The organism is Pseudomonas sp. REP124, assembly GCF_020164475.1.
In the GTDB taxonomy this organism is placed as follows: Bacteria; Pseudomonadota; Gammaproteobacteria; order Pseudomonadales; family Pseudomonadaceae; genus Aquipseudomonas.
Window position 1 is genome coordinate 1 of the sequence record NZ_JAIQWX010000056.1, and the last position, 15,534, is coordinate 15,534.

At 58.1% G+C, this 15,534-nt stretch carries 12 protein-coding genes; 1 reads left to right on the forward strand and 11 read right to left on the reverse strand.

What is annotated here, in order from left to right; all coding sequences use genetic code 11:
* Positions 1–123: 123 nt before the first annotated feature.
* The 9 genes from sucD to sdhC form a co-directional block, all read right to left on the reverse strand.
* On the reverse strand, positions 124–1,005 hold the full coding sequence (gene sucD / locus K9857_RS15350) for a succinate--CoA ligase subunit alpha (RefSeq protein ID WP_003223019.1): 882 nt from the start codon (positions 1,003–1,005) through the stop codon (positions 124–126).
* The gene (sucC, locus tag K9857_RS15355; RefSeq protein ID WP_224537129.1) at positions 1,005–2,171 is read right to left on the reverse strand and encodes an ADP-forming succinate--CoA ligase subunit beta; all 1,167 of its coding nucleotides are present in this window, start codon (positions 2,169–2,171) and stop codon (positions 1,005–1,007) included. The genes sucD and sucC overlap by 1 nt, the downstream gene beginning before the upstream one ends.
* A gap of 199 nt (positions 2,172–2,370) precedes the next feature.
* A complete protein-coding gene (gene lpdA, locus K9857_RS15360) occupies positions 2,371–3,807 on the reverse strand; it encodes a dihydrolipoyl dehydrogenase (RefSeq protein WP_224537131.1) in 1,437 nt (478 codons plus the stop codon).
* A gap of 108 nt (positions 3,808–3,915) precedes the next feature.
* Complete coding sequence (gene odhB, locus K9857_RS15365) at positions 3,916–5,133, reverse strand: 2-oxoglutarate dehydrogenase complex dihydrolipoyllysine-residue succinyltransferase (protein ID WP_224537133.1); 1,218 nt, start codon at positions 5,131–5,133, stop codon at positions 3,916–3,918.
* 42 nt (positions 5,134–5,175) lie between these two features.
* On the reverse strand, positions 5,176–8,007 hold the full coding sequence (locus K9857_RS15370) for a 2-oxoglutarate dehydrogenase E1 component (protein ID WP_224537135.1): 2,832 nt from the start codon (positions 8,005–8,007) through the stop codon (positions 5,176–5,178).
* Positions 8,008–8,268: 261 nt separating this feature from the next.
* Positions 8,269–8,973, reverse strand: a complete 705-nt coding sequence (locus tag K9857_RS15375; RefSeq protein WP_085723447.1) for a succinate dehydrogenase iron-sulfur subunit — start codon at positions 8,971–8,973, stop codon at positions 8,269–8,271.
* 11 nt (positions 8,974–8,984) lie between these two features.
* Complete coding sequence (gene sdhA / locus K9857_RS15380; RefSeq protein ID WP_224537136.1) at positions 8,985–10,757, reverse strand: succinate dehydrogenase flavoprotein subunit; 1,773 nt, start codon at positions 10,755–10,757, stop codon at positions 8,985–8,987.
* Between the two features lie 3 nt (positions 10,758–10,760).
* Positions 10,761–11,129 carry a succinate dehydrogenase, hydrophobic membrane anchor protein gene (sdhD, locus tag K9857_RS15385; protein WP_224537138.1) on the reverse strand — a complete coding sequence of 123 codons (369 nt, stop codon included), beginning with the start codon at positions 11,127–11,129 and terminating at the stop codon, positions 10,761–10,763.
* Positions 11,123–11,497 carry a succinate dehydrogenase, cytochrome b556 subunit gene (gene sdhC, locus K9857_RS15390; RefSeq protein ID WP_224537140.1) on the reverse strand — a complete coding sequence of 125 codons (375 nt, stop codon included), beginning with the start codon at positions 11,495–11,497 and terminating at the stop codon, positions 11,123–11,125. Before sdhC ends, sdhD begins: the two co-directional genes overlap by 7 nt.
* A gap of 363 nt (positions 11,498–11,860) precedes the next feature.
* On the opposite strand from sdhC, the gene gltA reads away from it, so the two are divergent.
* Positions 11,861–13,150, forward strand: coding sequence for a citrate synthase (gene gltA, locus K9857_RS15395; protein ID WP_007977501.1), 1,290 nt, complete (start codon positions 11,861–11,863; stop codon positions 13,148–13,150).
* Positions 13,151–13,447: 297 nt separating this feature from the next.
* On the opposite strand, the gene K9857_RS15400 is transcribed toward gltA, so the two are convergent.
* Together K9857_RS15400 and K9857_RS15405 are read right to left on the reverse strand one after the other, a co-directional pair.
* Positions 13,448–15,106 (reverse strand): cation acetate symporter, encoded by a 1,659-nt coding sequence (locus K9857_RS15400; protein ID WP_224537141.1) that lies wholly within the window; start codon positions 15,104–15,106, stop codon positions 13,448–13,450.
* Positions 15,103–15,414, reverse strand: coding sequence for a DUF485 domain-containing protein (locus tag K9857_RS15405; protein ID WP_175379126.1), 312 nt, complete (start codon positions 15,412–15,414; stop codon positions 15,103–15,105). Before K9857_RS15405 ends, K9857_RS15400 begins: the two co-directional genes overlap by 4 nt.
* Between the last annotated feature and the right edge of the window lie 120 nt (positions 15,415–15,534).

Here is a 15,534-nt window from a genome sequence, read left to right on the forward strand (position 1 = left end):
TATTTCCATCGTGGGAGCGAGCCTGCTCGCGATGGCGTCAGCGCAGTCAACTCAACGCCCGGAAACGACAAAGGCCACCCGAAGGTGGCCTTTGTTTGGTGAAGCGTCAGTTAAGCGCGAGGCTTACTTGACGGCCCAACCAGTCAGCTCGGCCAGGGCCTTGCCGATGTCTGCCAGCGAACGCACGGTTTTCACGCCTGCGTCTTGCAGAGCAGCGAATTTCTCGTCTGCAGTGCCTTTGCCGCCAGAGATGATTGCGCCAGCATGGCCCATGCGCTTGCCCGGAGGAGCAGTCACACCAGCGATGTAGGAAACAACCGGCTTGGTCACGTGTGCCTTGATGTAGGCAGCCGCTTCTTCTTCAGCCGAACCGCCGATCTCACCGATCATGACGATCGCTTCGGTCTTCGGGTCTTCCTGGAACAGCTTCAGGATGTCGATGAAGTTCGAACCCGGGATCGGGTCACCACCGATGCCGACGCAAGTCGACTGACCGAAACCGGCGTCAGTAGTCTGCTTCACAGCTTCGTAGGTCAGGGTGCCGGAACGGGAAACGATACCGACCTTGCCTGGCAAGTGAATGTGACCTGGCATGATGCCGATCTTGCATTCGCCTGGAGTGATCACGCCTGGGCAGTTAGGGCCGATCAGGGTAACACCCAGCTCGTCGCACTTAACTTTAGCGTCCAGCATGTCCAGGGTAGGAATGCCTTCGGTGATGCAGACGATCAGCTTGATGCCGCCGAAAGCAGCTTCCAGGATCGAGTCCTTGCAGAAAGGAGCCGGAACGTAGATCACGCTGGCGGTGGCGCCAGTGGCTGCTACGGCGTCTTTCACGGTGTTGAACACTGGCAGACCCAGGTGCTCGGTGCCGCCTTTGCCTGGAGTTACACCACCAACCATCTTGGTGCCGTACTCGATGGCTTGCTGGGTGTGGAAGCTACCCTGCGAACCGGTAATACCCTGGCAGATAACTTTGGTGTCTTTATTGATCAGGACGCTCATTACTTGCCCTCCGCAGCTTTAACGACTTGTTGAGCAGCGTCGGTCAGGCTGGTAGCAGCGATGATGTTCAAACCGCTTTCTGCCAGTACTTTAGCGCCCAGTTCAGCGTTGTTGCCTTCAAGACGAACAACAACCGGGATTTTCACGCCGACTTCTTTCACTGCACCGATGATGCCTTCGGCAATCATGTCGCAACGAACGATGCCGCCGAAGATGTTAACCAGTACTGCAGCGACGTTGGTGTCGGACAGAATGATTTTGAAAGCTTCGGTAACGCGCTCTTTGGTAGCACCGCCGCCCACGTCGAGGAAGTTGGCTGGCTTACCGCCGTGCAGGTTGACGATGTCCATGGTACCCATGGCCAGGCCAGCACCGTTGACCATGCAACCGATGTTGCCTTCCAGCGCTACGTAGTTCAGTTCGAACTTGGCAGCGTGCGCTTCGCGCGGATCGTCCTGGGACGGATCGTGGAAAGTCTTCAGCTTAGGCTGACGGTACATGGCGTTGGCGTCGATGTTGATCTTGGCGTCCAGGCAGTGCAGATCGCCGTCAGCCTTGATCACCAGCGGGTTCACTTCCAGCAGGGCCAGATCGTGATCCTGGAACAGTTTGGCCAGACCAACGAAGATCTTGGCGAACTGGGCAACTTGCTTGCCTTCCAGACCCAGCTGGAAAGCCAGCTCGCGACCCTGGAATGGCTGAGCGCCAACCAGTGGATCGATAGTGGCTTTCAGAATTTTTTCTGGAGTGTCGTGAGCGATTTTCTCGATGTCCACGCCACCTTCGGTGGAAGCCATGAACACGATGCGACGGCTCGAACGGTCTACGACAGCGCCCAGGTACAGCTCTTTAGCGATATCAGTGCACGATTCAACCAGGATCTTGGTGACTGGCTGACCATTGGCGTCAGTCTGGTAAGTCACCAGACGCTTGCCCAGCCACTGCTGTGCGAAGGCTTTGGCGTCTTCTTTGTTGCGAACCAGCTTAACGCCGCCCGCTTTACCGCGACCACCAGCGTGGACCTGGGCTTTGACAACCCACTCGCTGCCGCCGATTTTGTCGCAAGCTTCTGCTGCTGCTTCCGGGGTGTCTACCGCGTAGCCTTTGGATACTGGCAGGCCGTACTCAGCGAACAGCTGCTTACCCTGATACTCGTGAAGATTCATGCTTATTACCGTCTTCGTTAGGTACTGCGCATTCGGTGCTGCACCAGAATCAGTGCCGCACCACCTGTGACTGCTGCTTGCGTAGCGTTTCCGGATACCCGGTGCGGCTACGCAAGACTGCGTCCAGCGGACATTCCGCGGTGAGTCTTGCACGCAAGGCTCACGACGGGCCGATACCGCCGTGGTTTCTTATTGTGTCTTAACGCTTCTTGCGGTTGGCGACGTGAATGGCGCCGCCATTCACTGCCAAAGCAGCTTCGTGCAAGGCTTCGGACAGGGTCGGATGGGAGAAAACCATCATGCCCAGGTCTTCAGCACTGGTGCCGAATTCCATCGCGATCGCGCCTTGCTGAACCAGTTCTGCAGCGCTCGGGCCAATCACGTGAACGCCCAATACGCGGTCAGTCTTGGCATCGGCGATGACCTTGACGAAACCACCGGTATCGTTGGCGGCCATTGCACGACCGGATGCTGCGAACGGGAAGGTGCCGACGTTAACTTCAACGCCTTCAGCTTTCAAGGCCTGTTCGGTTTTACCGACCCACGCGATTTCCGGGTGAGTATAAATAACCGAAGGGATCAGGTCATAGTTCATCTGGGCCTTGTGACCCTTGATGCGCTCGACAACCATGATGCCTTCTTCCGACGCCTTGTGCGCCAGCATCATGCCGCGAACCACGTCACCGATGGCGTAAACGCCCGGTACGCTGGTCGCGCAGTGGTCGTCGACGAATACGAAACCACGCTCGTCGATGGTCACGCCGCTGTCGGCAGCCAGCAGATCAGTGGTCACTGGACGGCGACCAACGGCTACGATCAGCTTGTCGAAAGTGATGGTCTGTTCGCCGTTGGCATCGGTGTAGTTAACGACAACTTCTTCGCCGTTCACTTTCGAGCCGGTCACGCGAGCGCCCAGCTTGATGTCCAGGCCCTGCTTGGTCAGGGTTTTCAGCGCTTCCTTGGAAACAGCGGTGTCGGCTGCCATCAGGAAGGTGTCCAGGGCTTCCAGGACAGTCACTTCTGCACCCAGACGCGACCATACCGAACCCAGTTCCAGGCCGATAACGCCAGCACCGATCACGCCCAGACGCTTAGGCACGGTCTGGAATTCCAGGGCGCCAGTGGAGTCAACGATGACGTTCTGGTCAACAGGAGCAGGCGGGATGTCGATCGGACGCGAGCCAGAGGCCAGGATCACGTTTTCGGCTTCAATGACTTCAACCGAGCCGTCTGGCTTGGTGACTTCGACTTTCTTGCCGGCCAGCAGTTTGCCGTGGCCCTGGATCGAAGTGACGCCGTTGGCCTTGAACAGGGTGGCAACACCGCCGGTCAGGTTCTTGACGATGCCAGCCTTGCGGCCAACCATCGCAGCGACGTCCATTTTGACTTCGCCGGTGGAGATGCCGTGTACGTTGAAGCTTTCTTTGGCTTCCTTGTACTTCCAGGAGCTGTCCAGCAGCGCCTTGGATGGAATGCAGCCGACGTTCAGGCAGGTACCGCCCAGGGCCAGTTTGCCCTCACCGTCGGTGTACTTCTCGATGCAGGCGGTGGACAGACCCAGTTGGGCAGCCTTGATGGCAGCTACGTAGCCGCCAGGGCCCGCACCGATCACTACTACGTCAAATTTTTGCGACATTCAAAAAATCCTCGTTAGCAATAAAGCTAGAAGCCGCAAGCTCCAAGCTGCAAGTCCCTCCGCTCGTCTTGAGCTTGGGGCTTGAAGCTGGAAGCTTGCAGCTGCTCTTTAGATATCCAGCAACAGACGAGCCGGATCTTCCAGCAGGTTCTTGATGGTCACCAGGAAGGTTACAGCTTCTTTGCCATCGATCAGACGGTGATCGTAGGACAGTGCCAGATACATCATCGGACGGATAACGACCTGGCCGTTGACGGCCATAGGACGCTGGATGATGTTGTGCATGCCCAGAATTGCGGCTTGCGGCGGGTTGACGATCGGGGTCGACATCATCGAACCGAAAGTACCGCCGTTGGTGATGGTGAAGGTACCACCGGTCATTTCTTCCATCGACAGCTTGCCGTCACGGGCTTTCTTGCCGAAAGTCGCGATGCCGCCTTCGATTTCAGCTAGGCTCATCAGTTCGGCGTTACGCAGAACCGGCACAACCAGACCGCGGTCGCTGGACACGGCAACACCGACGTCGGCGTAGCCGTGGTAAACGATATCGGCACCGTCGATCGACGCGTTGACAGCCGGGAAGCGCTTCAGAGCTTCGGTGGCCGCTTTCACGAAGAACGACATGAAGCCCAGGCGCACGCCGTTGTGGGATTTCTCGAACAGGTCCTTGTACTTCGAACGCAGAGCCATGACTTCGGTCATGTCCACTTCGTTGAAAGTGGTCAGCATCGCCATGTTCGATTGAGCTTCAACCAGACGCTCGGCAACCTTGGCACGCAGACGGGTCATCGGAACGCGCTTCTCAACGCGGTCACCGGCAGCGAATACCGGAGCGGCAGCGGCAGGAGCAGCGGCCTTGGCAGGCGCGGCAGCTGGAGCGGCTTTCTTGGCGGCAACGGCTGCAACCACGTCTTCCTTGGTCACGCGACCGCCTTTGCCGGTACCGGCAACGGAAGCGATGTTGATGCCGTTTTCTTCAGCCAGCTTGCGAGCAGCCGGTGCAGCGACAGGATCGTCTTCGCCATCGGCAGCAGGGGCAGCGGCCTGAGCGGCGGCTGGAGCAGCAGCAGGCGCTGCGGCGGCAGCGCCACCTTCAACGATCGAGCCCAGCACTTCGTCGGACAGAACGGTGTCGCCTTCGTTCTTGACGATAGCGCCCAGCACGCCGTCAGCAGTGGCCAACACTTCCAGAACGACTTTGTCGGTTTCGATGTCGACGATCAGCTCGTCACGCTTTACGGCTTCGCCCGGCTTCTTGTGCCAGGTGGCAACGGTGCCGTCGGCAACCGATTCCGGGAAAGTAGGGGCTTTGATTTCGATAGCCATTATCTGTGGGTCCTTAAATTCGGTTTCTGGTGCGCGAAGGCGTTAAACAGTAAAGGCGTCTTGCAGCAGTTTTTCCTGCTGCTCGGCGTGCATCGATGCGTAACCACATGCAGGTGCGGCGGAAGCCTCACGGCCCGCGTACTCGAGTACGAGAGACTTGTTGAGGTTTGCGATGCTACGACGCAGGTGGTGTTGGCTGCAGTACCAGGCACCCTGGTTCATCGGCTCTTCCTGACACCACACGGCATGCTTGACGTTGGTGTAAGGAGCCAGGACTTCCTTCAGGTCGTCCTCAGGGAATGGGTACAGCTGCTCGATACGCACGATGGCGATATCGTCACGGCCTTCGGCACGACGTTTTTCCAGCAGGTCGTAGTAGACCTTGCCGCTACACAGAACAACGCGCTCGACCTTTGCCGGGTCCAGTGCATCGATTTCCGGGATAACGGTCTGGAACGAACCTTCGGCCAGATCTTCCAGAGTCGAGATGGCCAGCTTGTGGCGCAGCAGCGACTTGGGAGTCAATACGATCAACGGCTTGCGCAGCGGACGGATAACCTGACGACGCAGCAGGTGGTAGATCTGCGCCGGGGTAGTCGGTACAGCCACCTGAATGTTGTGCTCGGCACACAGTTGCAGGTAACGCTCCAGACGAGCCGACGAGTGCTCCGGACCCTGACCTTCATAACCGTGCGGCAGCAGCATGGTCAGACCGCACAGACGGCCCCACTTGTGCTCGCCACTGGTGATGAACTGGTCGATAACCACCTGGGCACCGTTGGCGAAGTCACCGAATTGGGCTTCCCAGATCACCAGCGCATCCGGCGTGGTGGTCGAGTAACCGTATTCGAATGCCAGTACGGCTTCTTCCGACAGGTACGAGTCGTACATTTCGAAACGCGGCTGACCGTCGTACAGGTTCTTCAGCGGTACGTAGGTGCTGGCGTCTTTCTGGTTGTGCAGAACAGCGTGACGGTGCGAGAACGTACCGCGGCCGATGTCCTGGCCGGTCATGCGGATCGGGTGACCTTCGAACAGCAGGGTCGCGTACGCCATGGTCTCGGCGAAGCCCCAGTTGATCGGCAAACCACCGGCTTGCATCTTCTGGCGGTCTTCGTAGATCTTGGCGACCTGACGCTGAACAACCAGGCCTTCCGGAGTTTCCAGCAACTTGGCGGACAGCTCCTGCAAGGTCTTCAGATCGAAGCGAGTGTCGTGACGCGCGGTCCAGGCGTGGCCCAGATACGGACGCCAGTCCACGAACAGCTCTTTGTTCGGCTCTTTGACCAGGCTTTTTACAACATGCAGACCGTTGTCCAGCGCGTTGCGGTATTCGTCGACTTTCGCCTGAACACGCTCTGCGTCCAGCACACCGCTCTGGGTCAGTTGATCGGCATACAGCTCACGGGTAGTGCGCTGCTTGGTGATCTGCTGATACATCAGAGGCTGGGTGCCGCTAGGCTCGTCCGCTTCGTTGTGACCGCGACGACGGTAGCAGACCAGGTCGATCACCACGTCACGCTTGAACTGCATGCGGTAGTCGATGGCCAGCTGAGTCACGAACAGTACGGCTTCCGGATCATCGCCATTCACATGGAGGATCGGCGCCTGGATCATCTTCGCAACGTCGGTGGCGTACTCGGTGGAACGCGAGTCCAACGGGTTGCTGATGGTGAAACCAACCTGGTTGTTGATCACGATGTGCACGGTACCGCCGGTCTTGAAACCGCGGGTCTGCGACATCTGGAAGGTTTCCATCACCACGCCTTGACCGGCGAATGCCGCGTCACCGTGGATGGAGATCGGCAGAACCTTCTCACCGGTCAGGTCGTTGCGACGATCCTGACGGGCGCGAACCGAACCCTCGACCACCGGGGAAACGATTTCCAGGTGGGACGGGTTGAACGCCATGGCCAGGTGAACTTCACCACCTGCGGTCATCACGTTGGACGAGAAGCCCTGGTGGTATTTAACGTCACCGGAACCCAGCTCGACCTTCTTCTTGCCTTCGAACTCGTCGAACAGCTCGCGCGGGTTCTTGCCGAAGGTGTTGACCAGAACGTTCAGACGGCCACGGTGGGCCATGCCGATGACGACTTCCTTGGTGCCGTAGGAGCCGGAACGCTGGATCAGTTCGTCGAGCATCGGAATCAGGCTTTCGCCGCCTTCCAGACCGAAACGCTTGGTGCCCGGGTATTTGGTGCCCAGGTATTTTTCCAGGCCTTCACCGGCAGTTACGCGCTCGAGCAGGTGACCCTTGATGTCCGCGGAATACGTCGGACGGCCGCGTACGCTTTCCAGACGCTGCTGGAACCACTGGCGCTGCTGAGAATCGGTGATGTGCGTAAATTCAGCGCCGATGGTGCGGCAATATGTCTGCTGCAACGCTTCGTGAATTTCGCGTAGGCTCGCTTCCTCTTTGCCGATGAACAGGTCGCCGGCACGGAAGGTCGTATCAAGATCGGCATTGGTCAAGCCGTAATGATTGATCGACAGGTCTGCAGGTGCAGTGCGCTGCCACAGTCCAAGCGGGTCAAGCTTGGCTGCCTGGTGGCCACGCATACGGTAGGCCTGGATCAATCGCAGCACTTCAACTTGCTTCTTCTCGTGTTCAGTGCTCACGCTTGCGGCGGAAACCGGCTGGGCGCGGCGCTGGTTCTTTGCCAGCAACACGAAATGATCGCGAATTGTGGAGTGCGAAACATCGGTGGCAGAGTTGCTATCGGAAGGCAACTTCTGGAAGTAGGTGCGCCACTCTTCTGGCACAGCGTTAGGGTCGTGCAGGTAGAGCTCGTAAAGCTCTTCCACATAGGCAGCGTTACCTCCGGAAAGGTAGGCGCTGTTCCACATGCGCTGCATCACGCTTTCTTGCATGCTTGGTCACCCTCGGTTAGGGGAACACCACCGGCGTCGACACCGAGCAAACTTGCAGAAGTCCGAATGCAGCGACCAAAACAAGCCACTTAGGATCACGCTGATAGTCCGGGTACCAGCCCGGATGCCCCTGCTTGTCTCATTTCTTCAAAATAAGAGCCGTAACCTTTTGGGCTACTGCTCAGGTTAAAGCTACGGCGCCGGTTGAAGCCTGCGCCGTAGCGTTCCACGGGTACAGCGGTGCTACTTTTTACAGCTGAATCACACGCCGCTGGAGAGCAGCATGTTACGGATGTGACCGATGGCCTTAGTCGGGTTCAGGCCTTTCGGACATACGTTGACGCAGTTCATGATCCCGCGGCAGCGGAATACGCTGAACGGGTCATCCAGCGAAGCCAGACGCTCGGTAGTCTTGGTGTCGCGGCTGTCTGCCAGGAAGCGGTACGCTTGCAGCAGGGCAGCTGGACCCAGGAACTTGTCCGGGTTCCACCAGAAGGATGGGCACGAGGTCGAGCAGCAGGCGCACAGGATGCACTCGTACAGACCGTCGAGCTTTTCACGCTCTTCCGGGGACTGCAGACGCTCGATGGCCGGAGCCGGCGTGTCGTTCTGCAGGAATGGCTTCACCTTCTCGTATTGCTTGTAGAAGATGCTCATATCGACGACCAGGTCACGGATAACCGGCAAACCTGGCAGTGGACGAACGATCAACTTGTTACCTTTTACAACAGCGGACAGCGGCGTGATGCACGCCAGGCCGTTCTTGCCGTTGATGTTCATGCCGTCGGAGCCGCAAACGCCTTCACGGCAGGAACGACGATAGGAGAAACCTTCGTCCTGCTCTTTGATCAGCGCGAGCACGTCCAGCACCATCAGGTCTTTACCACCGGTATCGACCTGGAATTCCTGCATGAACGGCGCAGCGTCCACATCAGGGTTGTAGCGATAAACACTGACTTGCAACATGGCGGTCACCCTTAATAAGTCCGGACTTTAGGTTCGAAAGTCGGAACAGTCTTCGGCGAGAAGTTCACGGCACGCTTGGCAACGCGTTTCTCACCCGGGAAGTACAGGGTGTGGCACAGCCAGTTTTCGTCGTCACGGTCTTCGAAGTCTTCACGGGCGTGAGCACCGCGGGACTCTTTACGTACTTCGGCAGCGATGGCGGTAGCTTCAGCCACTTCCAGCAGGTTTTGCAGCTCAAGAGCTTCGATACGCGCAGTGTTGAACGCCTGCGACTTGTCGTTGATCTTGACGTTGGCGATGCGCTGACGCAGCTCGGCCAGTTGTGCAATACCCTTCTGCATGTATTCGCCGGTACGGAATACACCGAAGTAGTTCTGCATGCAGCTTTGCAGCTCGCGACGCAGGGTTGCTACGTCTTCGCCATCGGTACGGCCGTTCAGGGCGGACAGACGGGCCAGAGCGGTGTTGATGTTGGCTTCGGTAGCGTCGTCGTAGTCGATACCGTCGGTCAGCGCCTTCTCCAGGTGCAGGCCGGCAGCACGGCCGAATACCACCAGGTCGAGCAGCGAGTTGCCGCCCAGACGGTTGGCACCGTGTACCGATACGCAAGCCACTTCGCCTACGGCGAACAGGCCCGGGATGATGGTGTCCATGCCTTCGCCGTCCTGGGTGATCGCCTGGCCATGAATGTTGGTGGCAACGCCGCCCATCATGTAGTGGCAGGTCGGAACGACCGGAACCGGAGCAACAACCGGGTCAACGTGTGCGAAAGTCTTGGACAGTTCGCAGATGCCAGGCAGACGGCTGTGCAGCACTTCCTCGCCCAAGTGGTCGAGTTTGAGCATTACGTGGTCGCCATTCGGACCGCAACCGTTGCCGGCGATGATTTCTTTAACCATCGAACGGGCAACAACGTCACGACCAGCAAGGTCTTTGGCGTTCGGAGCATAACGCTCCATGAAACGCTCGCCGTGCTTGTTGATCAGGTAACCACCTTCACCACGGCAACCTTCGGTTACCAGTACACCGGCGCCGGCGATGCCGGTCGGATGGAACTGCCACATTTCGATGTCTTGTACCGGAACGCCTGCACGCAGAGCCATGCCGACGCCGTCACCGGTGTTGATCAGGGCGTTGGTGGTCGAAGCGTAGATACGGCCTGCACCGCCGGTCGCCAGCACGGTGGCTTTCGAACGGATGTAGGAGGTTTCACCGGTTTCGATGCAGATGGCGATAACGCCGACGAACGCGCCGTCGTCGTTCTTCACCAGGTCCACAGCGTAGTACTCGTTCAGGAACGTGGTACCGGCTTTCAGGTTGCCCTGATAAAGGGTGTGCAGCAGCGCGTGACCGGTACGGTCGGATGCCGCGCAGGTACGGGCAGCCTGGCCGCCTTTACCGTAATCCTTGGACTGACCGCCGAACGGACGCTGGTAGATACGGCCGGTTTCGGTGCGGGAGAACGGCAGACCCATGTGGTCCAGTTCGAAAACTGCGGCCGGGCCTTCCTGACACATGTATTCGATAGCGTCCTGGTCACCGATGTAGTCGGAACCCTTGACGGTATCGTACATGTGCCAGCGCCAGTCATCGTTCGGATCCGCGGAAGCGATGGCGCAAGTGATGCCGCCCTGAGCCGATACGGTGTGCGAACGGGTCGGGAACACCTTGGTGATCACGGCAGTCTTGTGACCGCCCTGTGCCAGCTGCAGCGCTGCGCGCATGCCGGCGCCGCCGCCACCAATGATGATGGCGTCGAAAGAAATCGTTGGAATGTTAGCCATGACTCAGATACCCCAGAGAATCTGCACACCCCAGACGAAGTAAGCGAACATCGCAACGCCGCATACTGCCTGGAAAAGGAAACGTACAGCGGTCGCGGACTTGCCGAACGCCATTGGCGTCAAGTAGTCGGTCGCGATGGTCCACATGCCGACCCAGGCGTGAGCGCCGAGAGCAACAAGGGCCAGAAGGCTGAAGATACGCATCCAGTTGCTGGCGAACAGTTCATGCCATTGGGCGTACTCGAGGCCCGGGTGGACGACGAGATATCCGATCAGGAAAATGAAGTAAGCCGCGAGAACGACCGCAGAAACGCGTTGTGCCATCCAGTCATAGAGGCCCGAACGCGAAAGGTTCGTGACGTTAGTTACCATATCCAAACTCCTGCCAGAACGATTACCACCACGGAAACGGCGATAACGATTTTCGAGCCCAGCTTGCCGCCTTCCAGCGTCTCGCCAATGCCCGTGTCCATCATCAAGTGGCGCACGCCGGCCACCAGGTGATAAAGCAGAGCGGACAGAATGCCCCAAATCACTAGCTTGGCTAGCGGACTGGTCAGACACGCTTTCACCTGACCGAAGCCTTCCTCAGAGCTCAGCGACTTGTCCAATGCGTAAAGCATGATGGCAAGGCACACGAAGAGGATGACACCGGAGATACGGTGAAGAATGGACGTGTAAGCAGTGACTGGGAGTTTGATGGTCCTTAGGTCTAGGTTTACAGGTCGTTGGCTTTTCACGGCTTTTTTTTCACACTGAAGAGCCCCTAACAATCAGGGCAAAGTTGTTGGGGAGTGCACTGGTCAGGTAACCACCACCCAGGGAGGCGACCCCCAATAAAGCAAGCCCAAAAGCCCTTGGCGGTCGGTGGCCGAGTATAGACAGTTAGGCTACTAATGACAACGGACATACCTTCCCAATACGGCGCATTGCGCAACTCGTATAAAAGGCGTAAATGGCAGGCAATTTCGAGAAAAAAGTCCGGTTAAAGCCTTCTGGAGCAAGACTTTAGGCAAATTGACATTCGAATTTATCTCACTATAGTGGTGCGGGCCCTGCGTGGGGGGTCTGTCTGATGATTTCAAGCATGAATAGGAGGCCACATGGCTGACAAAAAAGCGCAGTTGATCATCGAGGGCGCAGCCCCCGTCGAGCTGCCGATTTTAACCGGCACCGTTGGTCCCGATGTTATCGATGTTCGGGGCCTGACGGCCACGGGCCGCTTCACCTTTGACCCTGGTTTCATGTCGACCGCCTCCTGCGAGTCGAAGATCACCTATATTGATGGCGACAACGGCATCCTGCTGCATCGCGGTTACCCGATCGAGCAGTTGGCCGAAAAGTCGGACTACCTGGAAACCTGCTACCTGCTGCTCAACGGCGAACTGCCGACAGCGGAACAGAAGGCCCAGTTCGTCAGCACCGTCAAGAACCACACCATGGTTCACGAGCAACTGAAGACCTTCTTCAACGGCTTCCGCCGTGACGCTCACCCGATGGCCGTGATGTGCGGTGTAGTCGGCGCCCTTTCGGCCTTCTACCACGACTCCCTGGACATCAATAACCCGCAGCATCGCGAAATCTCCGCGATCCGTCTGGTCGCCAAGATGCCGACCCTGGCAGCGATGGTTTACAAGTACTCCATGGGTCAACCCATGATGTACCCGCGCAACGACCTGTCGTACGCGGAAAACTTCCTGCACATGATGTTCAACACCCCGTGCGAGATCAAACCGATCAGCCCGGTGCTCGCCAAGGCCATGGACCGGATCTTCATCCTCCACGCCGACCACGAGCAGAACGCATCGACTTCCACCGTACGTCTGGCGGGCTCCTCGGGTGCCAACCCGTTCGCCTGTATCGCCGCCGGCATCGCTGCACTGTGGGGCCCTGCCCACGGCGGCGCCAACGAAGCCGTTCTGACCATGCTCGATGAAATCGGCGATGTTTCGAACATCGACAAGTTTATCGCCAAGGCCAAGGACAAGAACGATCCGTTCAAGCTGATGGGCTTCGGTCACCGCGTTTACAAGAACCGCGACCCACGCGCTACCGTCATGAAGCAGACCTGTGACGAAGTTCTGAAGGAACTGGGCATCCAGAACGATCCGCAACTCGAACTGGCCATGCGCCTGGAAGAGATCGCCCTGACCGACCCGTACTTCATCGAGCGCTCGCTGTACCCGAACGTCGACTTCTACTCGGGGATCATCCTCAAGGCGATCGGCATTCCAACCAGCATGTTCACCGTGATCTTCGCCCTGGCGCGGACCGTCGGCTGGATCTCCCACTGGAAAGAAATGCTCTCCAGCCCGTACAAGATTGGCCGTCCACGCCAGCTGTACACCGGCTACGAGTCGCGTGACATCACCAAGCTGGAAGACCGCAAGTAAGATTCGTCTTGCTGTAGCGTGTTGAGTTGTACCGAAAACGGCCTCTATCCCCATAGAGGCCGTTTTTGTTTACCCCCGATTTAATCCCCCTCCTCCCCTATATGAGCGAGCTTGCTCGCGATGCTCGTCAACGATAGCGCGGGCAACCTGACAACCCGATGCGCTCTGTCGCCCATCGCGAGCAGGCTTGCTCCCACAATATTGAGGATTCGGGCGATCACCGCCCAATAAAAAATGCCCCGATCTCTCGACCGGGGCATCTTTTTAAACGCTGCTACTTATATAAAGCACGAACCCTTAGTGCGAAACCGCTCCACTCGCCCCGAGACCGGTCTGCGAGCGTACGAATTGCGGGAAGAACAGCGCCCGCTCGTTTTCGGCTGCAGTCGACTTGTCGGTGACCGAGAAGAACCAGATACCGACGAACGCAATGATCATCGAGAACAGTGCCGGGTACTCGTACGGGAAGATCGCTTTCTCGTGATGCAGGATCTGCACCCAGATGGTTGGGCCGAGGATCATCAGGCCAACCGCACTCACCAGCCCCAACCAGCCGCCGATCATCGCACCGCGAGTAGTCAGCTTTTTCCAGTACATGGAAAGCAGCAGCACCGGGAAGTTGCAGCTCGCGGCGATGGAGAACGCCAGGCCCACCATGAACGCGATGTTCTGGCTTTCGAACAGGATGCCCAGGGCAATCGCCAGCACCGCCAGGGCGATGGTGGTGATCTTCGAGACGCGAATCTCATCCTTCTCGTTGGCCTTGCCTTTCTTCACGACACTGGCGTACAGGTCATGGGACACCGCCGAAGCACCGGCCAGGGTCAGACCGGCAACCACTGCCAGAATGGTGGCGAAGGCTACCGCGGAGATGAAGCCCAGGAAGATGCTGCCACCTACCGCATCGGCCAGGTGCACCGCCGCCATGTTGTTACCACCGATCAGGGCACCAGCGGCATCCTTGAAGGCCGGGTTGGTGCTAACCAGCAGAATCGCGCCGAAGCCGATGATGAAGGTCAAGATGTAGAAGTAACCAATGAAGCCGGTTGCGTACAGCACGCTCTTGCGGGCTTCTTTTGCGTCGCTCACGGTGAAGAAGCGCATCAGGATGTGCGGCAGGCCAGCGGTACCGAACATCAGTGCCAGGCCCAGGGAGAACGCGGAGATCGGGTCTTTCACCAGACCGCCAGGGCTCATGATCGCTTCACCTTTAGGGTGAACCTTGACCGCTTCGGAGAACAGCATGCTGAAGTCGAAGTTGACGTGTTTCATCACCATCAGCGCCATGAACGAAGCGCCGGACAGCAACAGGACAGCCTTGATGATCTGTACCCAGGTGGTCGCCAGCATGCCGCCGAACAGCACGTACATGCACATCAGGATACCGACCAGGATCACCGCAACGTGGTAGTCCAGACCGAACAGCAGTTGGATCAGCTTGCCGGCACCGACCATTTGCGCGATCAGGTAGAACGCCACCACGACCAGGGAACCGCAGGCGGACAGCGAGCGGATCTGGGTCTGGCCCAGACGATAGGACGCCACGTCGGCAAAGGTGTATTTGCCCAGGTTACGCAGACGCTCGGCGATCAGGAACAGAATGATCGGCCAGCCCACCAGGAAGCCGATCGAGTAGATCAGGCCATCGTAGCCGGAGGTGAACACCAGCGCGGAAATACCCAGGAAGGACGCCGCGGACATGTAGTCACCGGCGATTGCCAGACCGTTCTGGAAACCGGTGATCTTGCCGCCCGCCGCATAGTAGTCGGCTGCCGACTTGTTGCGCTTGGAAGCCCAGTAGGTGATGCACAGGGTCGCGCCCACGAATGCGACGAACATCAGGATCGCAGCCACGTTGAGCGGTTGTTTCTGTACGGCACCAGTCAGGGCGTCAGCCGCCCAGGCGCCAGGTGCGAACGCTGCGATGCTCAGAAGAGCCATTAGACGCCGGATCATTGCTGAGCCTCCTTGAGAATCGCATTGTTCAGGTCGTCGAATTCGCCGTTGGCGCGTCGTACGTAGATGCCGGTCAGGATGAAGGCCGAAACAATCAGCCCGACACCGATCGGGATGCCCCAGGTAATCGAGGAATCAGGGCTGATTTTCGACCCCAGAACCTGCGGCCCGTAAGCGATCAGAAGGATGAATCCTGCGTAAAGCCCTAGCATGATCGCCGAAAGAATCCAGGCGAATCGCTCCCTCTTGCTAACCAGCTCCTTGAATCGCGGGCTGTTTTGAATCGAGAGGTAAATGCTGTCGTTCATTGTTTTTATCCTCGCAGCACAGATTATTGTTGGAACGGTATCCACTCTATGCGGCTGCGAGCCGGGTTCCAGACGACCTTAGTCTTAGAACGCCATGACAGAATCGCCAAATTCAAGCAC